Source organism: Micromonospora sp. DH13 (assembly GCF_020873825.1).
Classification (GTDB): Bacteria; Actinomycetota; Actinomycetes; order Mycobacteriales; family Micromonosporaceae; genus Micromonospora; species Micromonospora haikouensis.
Genome location: NZ_JAHWGR010000004.1, coordinates 227,948 through 242,341, shown reverse-complemented (window position 1 = coordinate 242,341; position 14,394 = coordinate 227,948). Strand labels below are relative to the sequence as shown.

Genomic DNA, 14,394 nt, shown 5'->3' with positions numbered 1-14,394 from the left:
ACGGAGCCCGCGCAGCCGGCGGCCGGACCCCACCCGGGGTCCGGCCGCCGCCGCGTCACCGGCCCTTCGGCGGGCGGCACCGGCCCCGCGTCACCGGTACGGTTGGGGCACGCCACCCGACGGAGGGACCCGAAGGGCGCCCTTCATCCCGTACCGTCGGAAACCGATGGAAACGCTGACCCGCCGGGGCCGGGGGGCCCGACTGGCCGCCACCGCGCTCGGCCTCGTCGTGTTGCTGGCCGGCACCGTCTGGGGCAGCGACGACGACTTCCCGTTCGGGCCGTTCCGGATGTACTCCACGTCCGACCCGCCGGACGCCGCCGCCCCCGACACCCGCGTCGAGGGCGTCGACCGCACCGGCGCCGTGGTCGACCTGGGCCAGGACGCCACCGGCATCCGCCGGGCCGAGATCGAGGGCCAGCAGAGCCGGTACGTCGAGGACCCCGCCCGGCTGCGCCGGGTCGCCGACGCGTACGCCGAACGCCACCCCGACGCCGCCGCGCTGGTCGAGGTGCGCATCGTGATCCGCTGGTACGGCATCGCCGATGCCCGGCCGACCGGGCGCTGGACGGACGAGACCGTGGTGAGCTGGCGGGCGGACGGGTGACCCGCTGGCTGACCGAGGCGGTCCCCCGGGGCCGGGTGGCCGCCTTCCGCACCCTGGTCTACCTCTTCGTCGCCGCCGACCTGGTGTTCTTCACCCCCTGGGTACGCGCCCGCGCGAGCGTCCCCGGCGACCTCTACCAGCCGCTGCTCGTCGGGCGGGTGCTCCCGCTGCCGACCCCCACCCCGGCGCTGGTCGGCGTGATCTTCTGGGTGCTGCTGGCCCTCGCCCTGCTCGCCGCGACAGGCCGGGCCCACCGCCTGCTCGGCTGGTCGGTCTTCGCGCTCTACCTGGAGTGGATGATCATCGCGATGAGCTACGGCAAGGTCGACCACGACCGGTTCGGCCTGCTCGTCGCGCTCGCCGCGCTGCCCACCGCCGGCCGGGCCCGGCACGGCGACCCGACCCGCACCGAGGCGGGTGGCTGGGCGCTGCGGGTCACCCAGATCGCGGTGATCTGCACCTATTTCCTGGCCGCCTTCGCGAAGTTCCGGTTCGGTGGCCTCGACTGGGCCACCGGCTCGGTGCTCGCCAAGGCGATCATCCGGCGCGGCACCGACCTGGCCGACCTGATCGCCGGCGTGCCCCACCTGCTGCTCGTGGCGCAGTTCGGCATCCTCGCCTTCGAGCTGCTCAGCCCGGTGGTCTTCGTGCTGCCGGCCCGCGCCCGGCTGGCCACGGTCGGCTTCTTCTACTCGTTCCACCTGGTCACCATGGCGACGATCACCATCTCGTTCGCCCCGCACCTGGTGGCCATGGCCAGCTTCCTGCCGCTGGAGCGGGTACGCCCCGTGGCCTGGCTGCGCCGGCTCGGCGGGGGCGGGCCGGCGGGACGGCTACGCCGGGGTGGACCGGCGGGGCGGCCCGGCCAGCTCGACGATCAGCCCCTCGCAGCTGCGGGCGACGACCTCCGCCCCGCGCCGCTGCACCAGCCGTAGGGTCGGGTCCTCCGCGCGCTCCCGCCACCGCCACTGCGCGTCGACGGCCAGCTCCCACAGCTGCCGCGCGGTCGCGTCGTGCTCCGCCCCGAGCCGGGCCGCCGGCGCGGTGCCCTCGCCGCCGACCAGCCGCTGCGCTTCGGCGGCCGGCTCGGCGGCGAACCCGACCCGGCCCGCGCGCAGCGCCGCGAGCAGGCGCAGCTCCGCGAACTCGTGCGCGCCGGCCACGATCCGCTCCACGGCGCCGAGCAGTTCGCCGGTGCCGAGGCCGGGCTCCGCGCGCAGCAGCCCTTCCACGGCCACCAGCGCCGACCGGGCCTTCAGGGTGCCCTGCCGGTCGACGAAGAGGCGGTTGACCGACTCCCGCAGCTCGGTGAGGCCGCTGCGCCGGATCAGCTCGGAGGAGAGCTTCACCCGGCTGTCGCAGCCGGTGCGGACCAGCGTGGTGGCCAGTCGGACGCCGAACAGCCCCAGCCGCTCCAGCAGCGCGGCCCGCGCGTCGGCGGAGAGGCCCACGGGCAGCCCGGCCCGGACGAACCGGTCGGCGGAGAGGAGGTGCGCGTCCAGCTCCGGGCGCGGCACCCGGGCCAGCTCCGCCAGCGCGGCGAAGTCCGCCTCGCCCAGCGTCCGGCCGGCCAGGCCCACGGTGCCGCTGCACGCGAGCGCGTGCACGCAGCGGGCGGCCACCCGGGGGTCGCGCTGCTGCCGCCGGACGAGCTGCCGGGCGGTCAGCAGCGCGTCGATCCGCCCGCCGCCGGTCTCGTCGGCGCGCGAGCGCACCAGGAGCACGTGCACCGCGCCGGCCTGGCCGACGATCCCGTCCCGCTCGGAATCCAGTGCCCGCAGGTCGCTGTCGCGGCCGTCGCGGGTCAGGTAGAGCAGGGCGTCGGCGTCGCGCAGGGCCCGCTCTACCACCGGGGCGCGCCCCCGCTCGTCCGGGTCGGCGACGGCGGGCGTGTCGATGAGGGTGAGCTGGCGCAGGGCCCGGGTCGGCCACCGCACGACGAGGTCCCGCAGCTCGCCGGGCCGCCAGCCGGGCCCGTCGACCCGCAGGCCGGTCGCCGACCGGGTCACCGCCAGCTCCTGCGGCACGCCGTCGGTCGACCAGGCGGTGGCCCCCGGGGCGGGCCCGTCCTCGTACCAGGTGAAGGTGTCCTCGCCGTCGACCCCGGCGACCGGCGCGACCTGCTCCCCCATGATGGCGTTCAGCAGCGTCGACTTCCCGGACCGCCAGCCGCCGGCGACGGCGACCCGCAGCGGCTCCTCCAGCCTGGCCAGCTCGTGCCGCAGCCGGTCGGCGGCCCAGGGGTGGTCCCGGTAGTGGTGCAGGGCCTCGTGCAGCAGGGCCCACACCGCGTCCTCCAGCCCCCGCCCGGACGTCATGCCGGCTGCTCCAGCAGCACCGGGCCGGCGCCGCGCCCGGCTGTCAGCCCCTGGGCCTGCTCGTGCAGCCGCGCCAGCCGGGCCATCCTCGCCCGGATCTCCCGCTGCCGGCGGTCGCGGGCCGCCGCGTCGGTGTCGGCGGCCTGCTTCGCGCTGCGCAGCGACTGGACGATGTCCTCCTGCAGCTCCTCGGTCAGTGCGGTGAAGTGGTTACGCAGCAGCCGCTGCACCTGGCGCGCCGTGTCCCGGCAGTCCTTCGTCACCCGGAGGAAGAACTCGTCGACGTGCCGCTGGACCGCCGTCTTCGCCGCCGACTGCCGGTGCCGCAGGTGCTGCCGGCTCTCGTCGCGGATGGCCTTGCCCCCGAGCAGCGCGCCGAACCCGACCGACACCGGATTGATCATCGGCATCCCCGCCAGGGTCAGCGCGAGCCCGCACATCAGCATCCCGCCGTACGAGCCCTTCATGCCGCTGAGCACCTTCTGGGTGACGGTGAACCGGTCGATCGCCGGCCGCTCGAAGTGCGGCAGCCGCTCGGCGGGGTCCTCCGGCACCGCCGTCGACCACTCCGGCAGCGCGTCGTGGCCGTACCGGCCGAAGTGGGCGGCCACCCGGCGGGCGGTCCAGTCGCAGCGGCGGACCAGCCACTCGCGGTTCTCCCGCGCCGCCGCCGCGAGGCTGCGCTCCAGCCATTCCTCGAAGACGTCCCAGCCGGTCAGCGGGTCGGCCGTGTCGAACGCCGTGTCGACCTCGCGCAGGATCTGCCGGGTCCGCTCCCGCAGGTCGTACTCGATGTCGGAGAGCAGGTCGGTCATCTCGTCCGACAGCGTGTTCTGCCAGCGGGTGGAGCAGCGCCGCAGCTCGTCCACCTCGCGCTGGGCGGCGTGCAGCCGGGAGATCGGCCCGGCCTGCTCCTCGACCTGCTGGCTGTCCAGCTCGGCGCGCAGCGGGGCGGCGAGCTGCTCGACGACCGTGCGGGCGAGCATGGTGACGGCCGTACGGGCCAGCGCGTCGCCCTTGCCGGCGAGGTCCCGGCGGAGCCGGGCGATCAGGACGGGAAAGCCCGACTCGGCGTTGAGCGGGTGGTCGTCGGCGACGGCCGCCCGCAGCCGCAACGCCGCCGAGACCGGGATCAGCGCGGCCGGTACGCCGGCCTCGTGCAGGTGCTGCCGGTTGCGCTCGGCGACCGCCCGCCAGTCGGGCACCAGGTCGGTCTTGGTCTGCACCACCGCCACGTTCGGGTGCGACCGGGTGAGGTGCAGCAGCAGGTTCAGCTCGGCGACGGAGAGCTCCCGGGTGGAGTCGGAGACCAGCAGCACGAGGTCGGCCCGGTGCAGCGCGGCCTCCGGCGTGCCGGAGGCGGGGATCGTGCCGTCGCCGGCCGGGGTGTCCACGAGCACCAGACCGTCGGCGAGCAACGCCCGGGGGACGCCCACCTCGACGTGGGCCGGGCCGGCGCCGCGCGCGATGGTCCCGGCGACGCCGGCGGCGAGCCGGTCCAGCGGCAGCGGCGTCCGCTCGGCGGCCGGGGACACGGCCGGGGCCGCCGCGTAGGGCGCGACGGAGGACCCGGCGGAGGCCAGGGCGGCGGCCCCGTCCGAGCCGGCGGGCCGCTCGCGCTGAACCGGGTGCCGGACCACGGCGGCGCAGGCCGTCTCGGCGTGCCGCACCACCGTCGGCAGGACGGTGGTGCGCCCGTCGCCGACTGGGCAGACCTGCGCGGTGACGACAGCGTTGACCAGTTGGCTCTTGCCCTGGCCCGGCTCGCCGACGACCAGCACGCGCAGCGCCGGCTCGAGCAGTTGGACCCGTTTGTGGTGGACCGTGCGGAGCAGGTCGGCACGCCCGTGGGCGGTGCAGGTCCGGGCGATTTCGTCGAGCACGTCCAGCCAGATTCCCGCCATCACGGGACCAAGTGTGCCGATTGCGGAGAAATTATCAAGAGGTGATGAACGATGGACCGGGCCGGGGCACCCCCTCGTGCCCCGGTCCCGTCCGCCGCCGGGGCCGCTCAGAACAGCCCGTCGCCCAGCCCGAGCAGGCCGGAGTCGGTGCCGGCGGGCGCGCCGCCGTGGCCGCCCGTCACGCCACCGGTGATGCCACCGACCGCGCCCGTGACGCCACCCAGCGTCCCGGAAACCGTGTCGTCCACGTGGTCGGTCACCCCCGACACGGCGCCGGGCACGTCGACCGGCGGCACCGCGCCACCCGCGCCGCCGGGCAGGCCCAGGCCACCCAGGGCGTCGTCGACGCCGATCGAGTCGACGAGCCCACCGACCTGACCGTGGACGCCGGGCAGGACGCCGCCGAGGTCCCCGTCGAGCACGTCGGAGTCGTCCAGGCCCCCCGTGTCCGGCGCGCCCGGCAGGCCGCCGACCGCGCCGGTGACGCCCCCGACCACCGGGTCCACGGTCGCGTCGAGGCCCGGCACCACCCCGTCGTCGAGGGTGTGCGCCACGTCGCCCACCCCGGTCAGGTCGGTGTCCAGGCCGCCGCGCCCGACGCCCAGCCCGACCCCCGGCAGCACGGTCACCCCGGCCGAGACCGTGGCCGGGTCCACGGCGATGGTGCCCAGCACCCCGGCCTTGACGTCCACCCCGGCCGAGGAACCGGTGACGCCGATCTGCTGCGCCACGTGCTGCAACTGGCCCACCGCGTCGGTGGCGTCAGCCGGCAGCGGGTCGAGGCCGAACTGCGCCGCCGGAGCCAGCGAGGTGAGTCCCTGCACCGGCGCGTAGTCGACCACCAGCGGCACCACGTCCTGGACGTCGGCGGCGGTGATGTCCTGCAGCCCGGCCGCCTGCAACGCGCCCTCCGGGTCCAGGTCGAAGGCCGACCGGGCATCGGGGTCGGTCAGCAGGTTGAGCACGAAGTCGTGCAGGGTCTGGTTCGGTTCCATGAGCCGCTTCTCCTCGGACGTGTCGCCGGCGTCGACCGGGCGTCGACAGTGACCGGCGTCGACGGACGTCGACCGTGACCGGTGACGCTACGGACGGAGCCGACGACGGGCATCGGGGAACGACCCGAAACCGCCCCCGCCGGATCGGGGCCCCACCCCCGCCGTCCGTTAGGGGGATGGGGGGAATCCGGCAGCCCGAAGTTAGGGTCCCGGTTCAGCTTCGATCTCTGGTACGAACGTATGAACCCACGGGGTCTGCCGGGCCGGGGCACCGCACGTCCCGACACCGTCGCCGCCGGTCGGCCAACTCCTGGTGAGGAAGAGACGATGCCGTACGTCCTGGGAATAGACATCGGGAACACCACGACCACCGCCAGCGTCGTCCGGCGACGGGGCATCGACTGGGCGCACCCCGAGGCCGTCGCGCTGGACGCCGGGGCGGCCACCGTCCCCTCCGTGCTGCGCCTGTCCGCCCACGGTGACCTCACCGTCGGCGCGTCCACCTCCGACGGTGGCGGTCGCGCCGTGCGCGGCTTCGTCCGCCGCGTCGGCGACGACGTGCCCGTGGTGCTCGGCGGCGAGGCGTACCCGGCGCAGACCCTGACGGCGATGCTGGCCGGCTGGGTGGTGGAGCAGGTGCGGGCCACCGAGGGCGGCCCGGCCGAGGCCGTGGTGGTGAGCCACCCGGCGGGCTGGGGCCCGCACCGGCGGGAGCTGCTGCGGCGCGCGCTGTGGGAGTTCGAGGTGCCCGGGGTGACGCTGCTGCCCTGCCCGGTGACGGTCGCCGAGGGGCACGCCGCGCGGGGGTTCGCCGGCGACCTCGCGGCCGTGTACGCGCTCGGCGGGGAGACCTTCGAGGGCGCGCTGGTCCGGCGGAACGACGACGGCACGTACGCGCCCCTCGGCCTGCCGCTGGGCCTTCCCGGCTGCGGTGGGGCGGAGTTCGTCGCGGAGCTGACCGACCACGTCCGGGCCGTGCTGGCGCGGGAGCTGTCCGCCCTCGACGGGCAGTGGGCCGACGCCGCGGCGCGGGAGCTGCCGTCGGCGTGCGAACGGGCCGCCCACGAGCTGTCCGTCGCCCCGCAGGCCGACGTGGTGCTGGACCTGCCGACCGGGCCGGCGCGGGTGCCGGTGAGCCGCGCGGAGTTCGAGGAGATGATCCGACCCGCCGTACGGGCGACCGTCGAGCTGCTGCTGCGGGCCGTCCACAGTGCCGGGCTGGAGCCGGCGCGCCTCGACGGCGTCCTGCTCGCCGGCGGCGCCACCCGGGTTCCGCTGGTCGCCGAGCTGCTCCACGTTTCCCTGCCGGGCCCGGTGCAGGTCGCCCCCGATCCACAGCTGGTCGCGGCGGCCGGGGCGGCGCTGGCCGCGCGCCAGGTGGTCGCGCCCCGGCCCCGCGTGCCGGCCCCGCGACCCGGGGCCGAGCCGGTGGGGGTCGCCGGGGTCCGGGTGGGCAGGGCGGCGGCGGTCGCCCGGGTGCCGGCCGGAGGGCGCGGCCCCCGGCACGACGAGCACGGCGACGACGGGTTCCCGGGCGCGCCACCGCCCCGGCCCCCGGTCCGGATCGCCCCACTGGAGCTGCCGAGAGCGTCCCGCCTGGCGTCGCTGCGCCGGCGTGGCCGCGAGGGAAGCGTACGATGATCATGACTATCGAGCGCCCGCTGCTGCTCAGCCGGGAGCGGCGGTCCCTGCTCGACCGGCTCGCCGCCGACCCGGCCGCGCCGTTCGCGCTCGCCGTGACCGGCCCCGGGGGCCACGGCAAGACCGCCCTGCTCGGCGAGGTGGCGCGCCGCTGCCGGCAGGCCGGGCAGACCGTGCTGACCACGGTGTCGGCGGCCACCGAGCCGCCCGAGCCCGGCACCGTGCTGCTGGTCGACGACGCGCACCTGCTCGACGACACGCGGCTCGGTGCGCTCCGCGCGCTGGTGGACACCGGTCGGCACCGGATCGTCGTGGGATACCGCCCCTGGCCACGGTGCCCGGCGCTGGTCGAGCTGGCCGACGCGCTGCGCCGGCACGCCGACCCCGTGCTGCTCGTCCCCTTCAACCCTGAGCAGACCGCGGCGCGGTGCGCCGCCGCACCGCAGGCGGCCCGCCTGGCTGACCACGTGCACGCGCAGACCGCCGGGGTGCCCCGGGACGTGGACCGGCTGGTACGCGCACTGTCCGCCGCGCCGGACCCGACCCCGCCGGCCGCGCCGGGCTTGCTGTTGGGCTCGGCCGCGCCGGGGCCGGGCGGGGCGGCGTCGCCGGGCGAGCCGCCGCAGTCGGCCCTCGTGGAGTTCGGGCCGGACCTGGACCGGCTGACGCCGGACGCCCGGAGCCTGCTGCTCGCGCTCGCCGCTGGCGTGCCCCTGACGGTCGACCTGCTCGGCGCGCTGCTCGACCGGACGCCCGGCGCGGTGGCCGAACTCGTCGCCGCGACCCGGGCGGCGGGCCTGCTCACCGCCGACCACCGGATCACGCCGCTCGTCCGGCGGGCGGTCGTCGCGCTCAGCCCGCCCACCGACCGGACGGCGGTCTGGCACCGGCTCGTCGACCAGCGGCTCGGCCGGGGCGGCCCGGTCCTGCCGCTGGTCTCCGCGCTGCGGACCGTCGGCGCCCTCGGCGACTGCCCCGCGCCCGCGCTGCGGATGGCCGCCGAGGAGGCGCTGGCCGAACAGCCGGCGCTGGCGGCCGAACTGTTCGCCGCCGCCACCGCCACCGGTTCGTCCGCCCTCGGCCGCCAGGCCGTCGCCGCGCTGCTCGCCGGCGACCTGGACACCGCCCTGCGGCTGGCCGACCGGCTGCTCGCCGGTGCCGCGCCGGACGACCGGGCCGAGGCTGCGGCCGTCGCCGCGACCGCCCTGGCGCACCGGGGGCAGACCGGCCGCAGCGTGGAGCTCTACCGGTGGTCGGGCACGCCCGCGGCGGCGGCCTTCGCCGAGGTCGGGTCGCTCGCCACCGCGACGCCGACCGGCGACGCCGGGTCGGTGGGCCCGGCGACCGGCGGTCCGCCGACGCTGGGCGCCGGCGCGGCCCGGCTGATGGCCGAGGGGGTCCGGGCCAGCATCGACGGTACGCCCACCACCGCGCTGTCCACCCTGGTGCAGGCGGCGGCCCTGCTGGAGCCGGACGGCCGCACCGTCCTCCTGCCCGACAGCCCCGCCGCGCTGGCCGCGCTGACCGGGGTGCACTGCGGGGAGCTGGACATCGCCGAGCGGGTGCTCGACCGGGCCACCGCCAGCGGGATCGGCGGTCCCCTGCTGGCCCGCCGCCACCTGCTGCTGCGGGCGTGGATCCTGATGCTACGGGGCCGCACGGCCGCCGCGGCCGACGCCGCCGCGGTGGCGACCGCCTCGGGTGGCCTGCTGGAGTCCCGCGACCTGCTCTTCGCCACGACCCTGGAGCTGGGGGTGGCCCGCCGCAACAGCGACCTGGGCGCGTTGCAGCGCGGTTGGGGGCACGCGCTGGACGCCGTGGTCCGGCACCCCGTCGACCTGTTCACCCTGCTGCCCCTCGGCGAGCTGGCGATCGCGGCGGCCCGGCTGGGCGAACTCGACCGGCTGGAACCGCACCTGCAGCTGGCCCGGACGTTGCTGGGCCGGCTGGGCGACCCGCCGCTGTGGAGCGCGCCGCTGCACTGGAGCGGGCTGCACGCCGCGATCCTCGCCGACCGGCCCGGCGCGGCCGAGGAACACGTGGCGGCCCTGACCGCCGCCGCGGACCACAGCCGGTACGCGGCGGTGGCCGCCACCGCCGCCGCGAGCTGGGTGGACGTCCTGCGGGGCACGGTCGACCCGGCCCGGGTCGAGGCCGCCGCCCGTGGCCTGTACGACGCGGGGTTCTGCTGGGACGCCGCCCGGCTCGCCGGGCAGGCCGCCATCCGCACGGCGGACCGGCGGGCGATGACCGCCCTGCTGGACTGTGCCCGGGTGTTCCAGGGCCGGCACGCGGGGGCGAGGAGCGGGACCACCGGCGGGAAGGGCGGGCCCGGCGGGGCCAGGGGCGGGCAGCGTCCCCCGGGCGGCGCGGCCCCACCGGCCGCCGAGGTCGACGCCGTGCCCCGTAGCGAGCTGAGCGAACGCGAGCACGAGGTGGCCGAGCTGGTGCTGGCCGGGTTGACCTACCGCGAGATCGGCGACCGGTTGTTCATCTCCGCCAAGACCGTGGAGCACCACGTGGCCCGGATGCGGTCGCGACTGAACTGCGCCAACCGCACCGAACTGCTGGCCCTGCTGCGCACCCTCGTCGCGGAGCGGATGGCCGTCACAGCCGGTGGGGCGTGGCGGGAACGGTCGACCACATGACGACGACCTGCCCGGACGCCCCACCCGGCACCGGTCCGGCAGCGACCGGCCCGGCTGCCGCCACGCCGAGCGGCACCGCGCCGGCCCTCGGCGATCCGGGGACGGTCGGCCAGCCCACCGCCGGACCGGCCGCCCACGCCACCCGGCCCGCAGGCGCGGCGGCCGGGAGCGACGCGCTCATGCGGGCACTGGACGCGCTGGTCGACCGGGTGCCCGGGGCCCGCCTCGCCGTGCTGCTCTCGCCCGACGGGCTCCGGCTCGGCGCCTCCCGGGGCACCGACGCGGCGGTGGCCGAGCAGGTCTCGGGCATGGTCGCCGGCCTGTGGGCGCTCGGCGCGGCCACGGCCCGGTTCTGCGCCGATGCCGAGCCACGACGGATCGTCACCCGGATGCCGGGGGCACTCCTGCACGTCACCGGCATCCGCACCGGCGTCGTCCTAGCCCTGCACACCGGCGAACAGTCCCGGGCGGCCGACATCGAGTTCGAGGTGGCGCGCTTCGTGACGGAGGCCGACCGGCACCTTCCCGCGCAGCCGCACCCACCGCCCGACGCGCCCGCACCAGGGGCGGCGCTGCCGACGCCCGCCGTCCCGCCCTGGTCGGGGGCGGCGCTGCCGGCACCCGTGCCGTCGGGGTCGGGGGCGGCGATTCCGATGCCTGTGCCGCCCGGGTCGGGGCCGGTCGTCCGGGCCGGGACCACCGCGCCCGGCCGGATCCGGCCGGCCCTCCTCGCGGCGGCCGCCGCGCCGCCGGCCCCGGGCGCGGCCGGCGGGGCGACCGAGGCCGAGCAGCTCGACCTCGCCTCCCTGGTGCTGGCCCGGCCAGGGACGGGCCGGCTGCCCCGCCTCAGCCCCGAGCAGGCGCGGATCGTCCGGCGGTGCCGGCGTCCGCTGTCGGTCGCCGAGATCGCCACCGACCTGGACCTGCCGGTGGGTGCCGTCCGCGTGCTGCTCGACGGGCTGCGCCGGGCGGGGCTGGTCGAGGTGCGGGACCTGCCGTCCCACGACGGGCGGCCCTCGCTGGAGCTGCTGGAGCGGCTGCTCTCCGCGCTGCGGGCGTGGTGAGGATCAGTCCCGCTGGGCCGAGGGCACGGCGCAGGCGGCCGTGCCGCCCGGCAGCCGGTGCCGGTTGCGGGCCACCCAGCGGTACGCGGGCCAGGCCGCCGCACGGGCGGGCGGGAAGCGCAGCCCCGCCCCGGCGACCCGCCACAGGGGCCCGCTGTCGCCGAGCAGCCGCTCGATCGCGTCCGGCCCGGCGGCCCGGGAGCCGTCCGCGCCGACCCACTGCACGGCCTCGGTGCACTCGGCCTCCGTCAGGCCCAGCGCGTCGAGGTCCGCGAACTGCCAGGGCAGCACCCGCGCCCGGGTGGGGATGCGGCGCTCGATGAACTCCGCGCACTTCGTGCAGAACGCGCAGTCGCCGTCGTAGACGAAGGTCGACCTCTCCATACCCCCATCCTCCCCCGGCGTCCATCCCGCCGTGCGCCGGTGTCCGGCACGTCACTTGCACTTTGTTCGTACGCGTGTTCGAATGGGGTCCATGCGCTGGGACAACCTCTCCGCTCCCCCGGACGAGGCCGGTTCCGAGCGGGCAGCGCCGGCGGCTCCACCCCTGCCGCTGGCGCTGCCCGGCGCGGTCACCCGCACCTTCGACACGCCCGGCTTCGCGGGGATGACCTTCCACGAGGTGCGGGCGAAATCGATCATCAACCGGGTGCCGGGCACGTCCCGCGTCCCGTTCGAGTGGACGATCAACCCCTACCGGGGCTGCTCGCACGCCTGCGTCTACTGCCTCGCCCGCCACACGCACACCTACCTCGACCTCGACGCCGGGGCGGACTTCGACCGGCAGGTGATCGTCAAGGTCAACGCGGGCGAGCTGGTCCGCCGGGAGCTGGCCGCGCCGAGGTGGCGCGGCGCGCCCGTGGCGATGGGCACCAACGTGGACTGCTACCAGCGCGCCGAGGGGAAATACCAGCTCATGCCGCAGATCATCGCGGCGCTGCGCGACTTCGCTAACCCCTTCTCGATCCTGACCAAGGGCACCCTCCTGCTGCGGGACCTGCCGCTGCTGCGCCGGGCCGCCGAGGCCACCCGGGTCAGCCTGGCGTACTCGGTGGGGTTCGTCGACGAGGCGCTGTGGCGGGCGGTGGAGCCGGGCACCCCGAGCCCGCGCCGCCGGCTGGCGGCCGTCCGCGCGCTGACCGACGCCGGCTTCTCCGTCGGCGTGCTGATGGCCCCCGTCCTGCCCGGCCTCTGCGACGACGAGGCGTCGATCGACGCCACCGTGTCGGCCATCGCCGCCGCCGGGGCGGCCAGCGTGACGCCGCTGGCCCTGCACCTGCGCCCCGGTGCCCGCGAGTGGTTCGCGCGCTGGCTCGGCCGGGAGCACCCGCACCTTATCCCCCGCTACCGCGAGCTCTACCGGGCGGGCGCGTACGCGCCGCAGGCGTACCAACGGGAACTGGCCGCCCGGGTGCGCATCGCCGCCCGCCGGCACGGCCTGCTGCGCGCCGGGGCGGGCGAGGGCCGGCGGCCCGTCGCGGAGCCGGGCCCGCCGCCGGCCGAGCAGCTCACCCTCCTCTGAGCCGGGCGGCGGGCTAGAGTCGCGGGATGCGCAGCGCCCAGCAGATCCTCGCCGACTCCGCCGTGATCGCCGTCGTGGGCGCGTCCCGCGACCCCGGCAAGGCCGCGCACCGGGTGCCGGCGCAGATGCAGCGGTACGGCTGGCGCATCATCCCGGTCAACCCGACCGTCGACGAGCTGTTCGGCGAGCGGGCGTACGCGTCGCTGGCCGACATCCCGCACCCGGTGGACCTGGTGGACGTGTTCCGCCCGGCCCGGGACGCCGTCGGGGTGGTCCGCGAGGCGGTGGCGATCGGCGCGCCCGCGGTCTGGTTGCAGCTCGGGATCGTCTCGCCGGAGGCGCGGCGGATCGCCGAGGAGGCCGGCGTCGACTACGTCGAGGACCGCTGCCTGATCATCGAGCGGGCCGCCGCCGACCTGACGCGCCTCGGCTAGCCGGCGGCCCTTCCGTGCACCGTCAGAGCTTGTAGTCGCGCAGGAGGCCGCGGGAGATGATGGTCTTCTGGATCTCCGAGGTGCCCTCGCCGATGAGCAGGAACGGGGCCTCCCGCATCAGCCGCTCGATCTCGTATTCCTTGGAGTAGCCGTAGCCGCCGTGGATGCGGAACGCCTCCTGGACGACCTCGGCGCAGTATTCGGAGGCGAGCAGCTTGGCCATCCCGGCCTCGACGTCGTTGCGCTGGCCGGCGTCCTTGAGCCGGGCGGCGTTGACCATGAGGGCGTGCGCGGCCTCGATCTTCGTGCCCATCTCGGCGAGCTTGAACGCGATCGCCTGGTGCTTCGCGAGCGGCTGGCCGAAGGTCCTGCGCTGCTGGGCGTACGCGACGGCCAGCTCGAACGCGCGGATGGAGATGCCGCAGGCGCGGGCGGCGACGTTGACGCGGCCGACCTCGATGCCGTCCATCATCTGGTAGAAGCCCCGGCCGACCTGCCCCTCGCCGCCGAGCACGGCGGAGGCGGGGACGGCGACGCCGTCGAGCACCATCTCGGTGGTCTCGACGCCCTTGTAGCCCATCTTGTCGATCCTGCCGGGGATGGTGAGGCCGGGCGCGGTCTCGCCGAAGCCGGGCTCCTTCTCCAGCAGGAAGGTGCTCATGTTGCCGTAGACCGAGTCGGCCCCGGTGTCGGTCTTGACCAACGTGGCGACCACCGAGGAGTACGCGCCGTTGGTCAGCCACATCTTCTGGCCGTTCAGGACGTAGGTGTCGCCGTCACGGACCGCCTTGGACCTGATCGCCGAGACGTCCGAGCCGCACTCGGGCTCCGACATGGAGAACGCGCCGCGCACCTCGCCGGTGGCCATCCTCGGCAGCAGCCGGGCCCGCTGCTCGGCGGAGCCGTGCTGCGAGATCAGGTACGCCACGATGAAGTGCGTGTTGACGATGCCGGAGATCGACATCCAGCCCCGGGACAGCTCCTCGACCACCAGGGCGTAGGTCAGCAGGGACTCGCCCAGGCCGCCGTGCTCCTCGGCGATGGTGAGGCCGAACAGCCCCATCTCGCGCATCCCGTCGAGGATGTCGGTGGGGTACTCGTCGGCGTGCTCCAGCCGCTGCGCGTGCGGGATGATCTCCCGGTCGGCGAACTCGCGGACGGTCTCCAGGATCGACCGCTGCACGTCGGTCAGGCCGGGCGTCTGGGCGAGTCTGGCCATCTCAGCCTCCGGGGATCACTCATCGACGCGTTACTCGTGGGT

General features: G+C 76.4%; 12 protein-coding genes. 7 read left to right on the top strand and 5 right to left on the bottom strand.

Annotation, left to right across the window (positions count from 1 at the left end; translation table 11 throughout):
- The first annotated feature begins 166 nt into the window (after positions 1 to 166).
- Both LPA42_RS05880 and LPA42_RS05875 read left to right on the top strand, forming a co-directional pair.
- A complete protein-coding gene (locus LPA42_RS05880; protein WP_077936012.1) occupies positions 167 to 607 on the top strand; it encodes a hypothetical protein in 441 nt (146 codons plus the stop codon).
- The gene (locus LPA42_RS05875; protein ID WP_228986385.1) at positions 604 to 1,542 is read left to right on the top strand and encodes an MFS transporter permease; all 939 of its coding nucleotides are present in this window, start codon (positions 604 to 606) and stop codon (positions 1,540 to 1,542) included. The genes LPA42_RS05880 and LPA42_RS05875 overlap by 4 nt, the downstream gene beginning before the upstream one ends.
- Here the strand turns inward: LPA42_RS05875 and LPA42_RS05870 are convergent.
- From LPA42_RS05870 to LPA42_RS05860, 3 genes are all read right to left on the bottom strand, one after another.
- The gene (locus LPA42_RS05870; protein WP_077936011.1) at positions 1,441 to 2,925 is read right to left on the bottom strand and encodes a hypothetical protein; all 1,485 of its coding nucleotides are present in this window, start codon (positions 2,923 to 2,925) and stop codon (positions 1,441 to 1,443) included. The two genes, LPA42_RS05875 and LPA42_RS05870, sit on opposite strands and share 102 nt — an antisense overlap.
- The gene (locus LPA42_RS05865) at positions 2,922 to 4,829 is read right to left on the bottom strand and encodes a dynamin family protein (protein ID WP_077936010.1); all 1,908 of its coding nucleotides are present in this window, start codon (positions 4,827 to 4,829) and stop codon (positions 2,922 to 2,924) included. Before LPA42_RS05865 ends, LPA42_RS05870 begins: the two co-directional genes overlap by 4 nt.
- Positions 4,830 to 4,936: 107 nt before the next feature.
- A complete protein-coding gene (locus tag LPA42_RS05860; protein ID WP_077936009.1) occupies positions 4,937 to 5,824 on the bottom strand; it encodes an IniB N-terminal domain-containing protein in 888 nt (295 codons plus the stop codon).
- Between the two features lie 327 nt (positions 5,825 to 6,151).
- Here LPA42_RS05860 and LPA42_RS05855 point away from each other — a divergent pair, with 327 nt between their 5' ends.
- From LPA42_RS05855 to LPA42_RS05845, 3 genes are read left to right on the top strand one after another with little or no spacing between them, the layout of a single operon-like run.
- On the top strand, positions 6,152 to 7,465 hold the full coding sequence (locus tag LPA42_RS05855) for an Hsp70 family protein (RefSeq protein ID WP_077936008.1): 1,314 nt from the start codon (positions 6,152 to 6,154) through the stop codon (positions 7,463 to 7,465).
- 2 nt (positions 7,466 to 7,467) lie between these two features.
- A complete protein-coding gene (locus LPA42_RS05850) occupies positions 7,468 to 10,113 on the top strand; it encodes a helix-turn-helix transcriptional regulator (RefSeq protein WP_077936007.1) in 2,646 nt (881 codons plus the stop codon).
- Positions 10,110 to 11,177: a DUF742 domain-containing protein gene (locus LPA42_RS05845; RefSeq protein ID WP_077936006.1), complete on the top strand. Its 1,068-nt coding sequence runs from the start codon at positions 10,110 to 10,112 to the stop codon at positions 11,175 to 11,177. Before LPA42_RS05850 ends, LPA42_RS05845 begins: the two co-directional genes overlap by 4 nt.
- 3 nt (positions 11,178 to 11,180) lie before the next feature.
- On the opposite strand, the gene LPA42_RS05840 is transcribed toward LPA42_RS05845, so the two are convergent.
- Positions 11,181 to 11,561 (bottom strand): thiol-disulfide oxidoreductase DCC family protein, encoded by a 381-nt coding sequence (locus LPA42_RS05840; protein ID WP_077936005.1) that lies wholly within the window; start codon positions 11,559 to 11,561, stop codon positions 11,181 to 11,183.
- A gap of 91 nt (positions 11,562 to 11,652) precedes the next feature.
- On the opposite strand from LPA42_RS05840, the gene LPA42_RS05835 reads away from it, so the two are divergent.
- On the top strand, positions 11,653 to 12,699 hold the full coding sequence (locus tag LPA42_RS05835; RefSeq protein ID WP_077936017.1) for an Rv2578c family radical SAM protein: 1,047 nt from the start codon (positions 11,653 to 11,655) through the stop codon (positions 12,697 to 12,699).
- Positions 12,700 to 12,725: 26 nt separating this feature from the next.
- Entirely contained in the window at positions 12,726 to 13,133 is a 408-nt protein-coding gene (locus LPA42_RS05830; protein WP_043961746.1) for a CoA-binding protein, read from the top strand.
- 22 nt (positions 13,134 to 13,155) lie between these two features.
- Here LPA42_RS05830 and LPA42_RS05825 read toward each other — a convergent pair whose 3' ends face one another.
- A complete protein-coding gene (locus LPA42_RS05825) occupies positions 13,156 to 14,352 on the bottom strand; it encodes an acyl-CoA dehydrogenase family protein (protein WP_077936004.1) in 1,197 nt (398 codons plus the stop codon).
- Between the last annotated feature and the right edge of the window lie 42 nt (positions 14,353 to 14,394).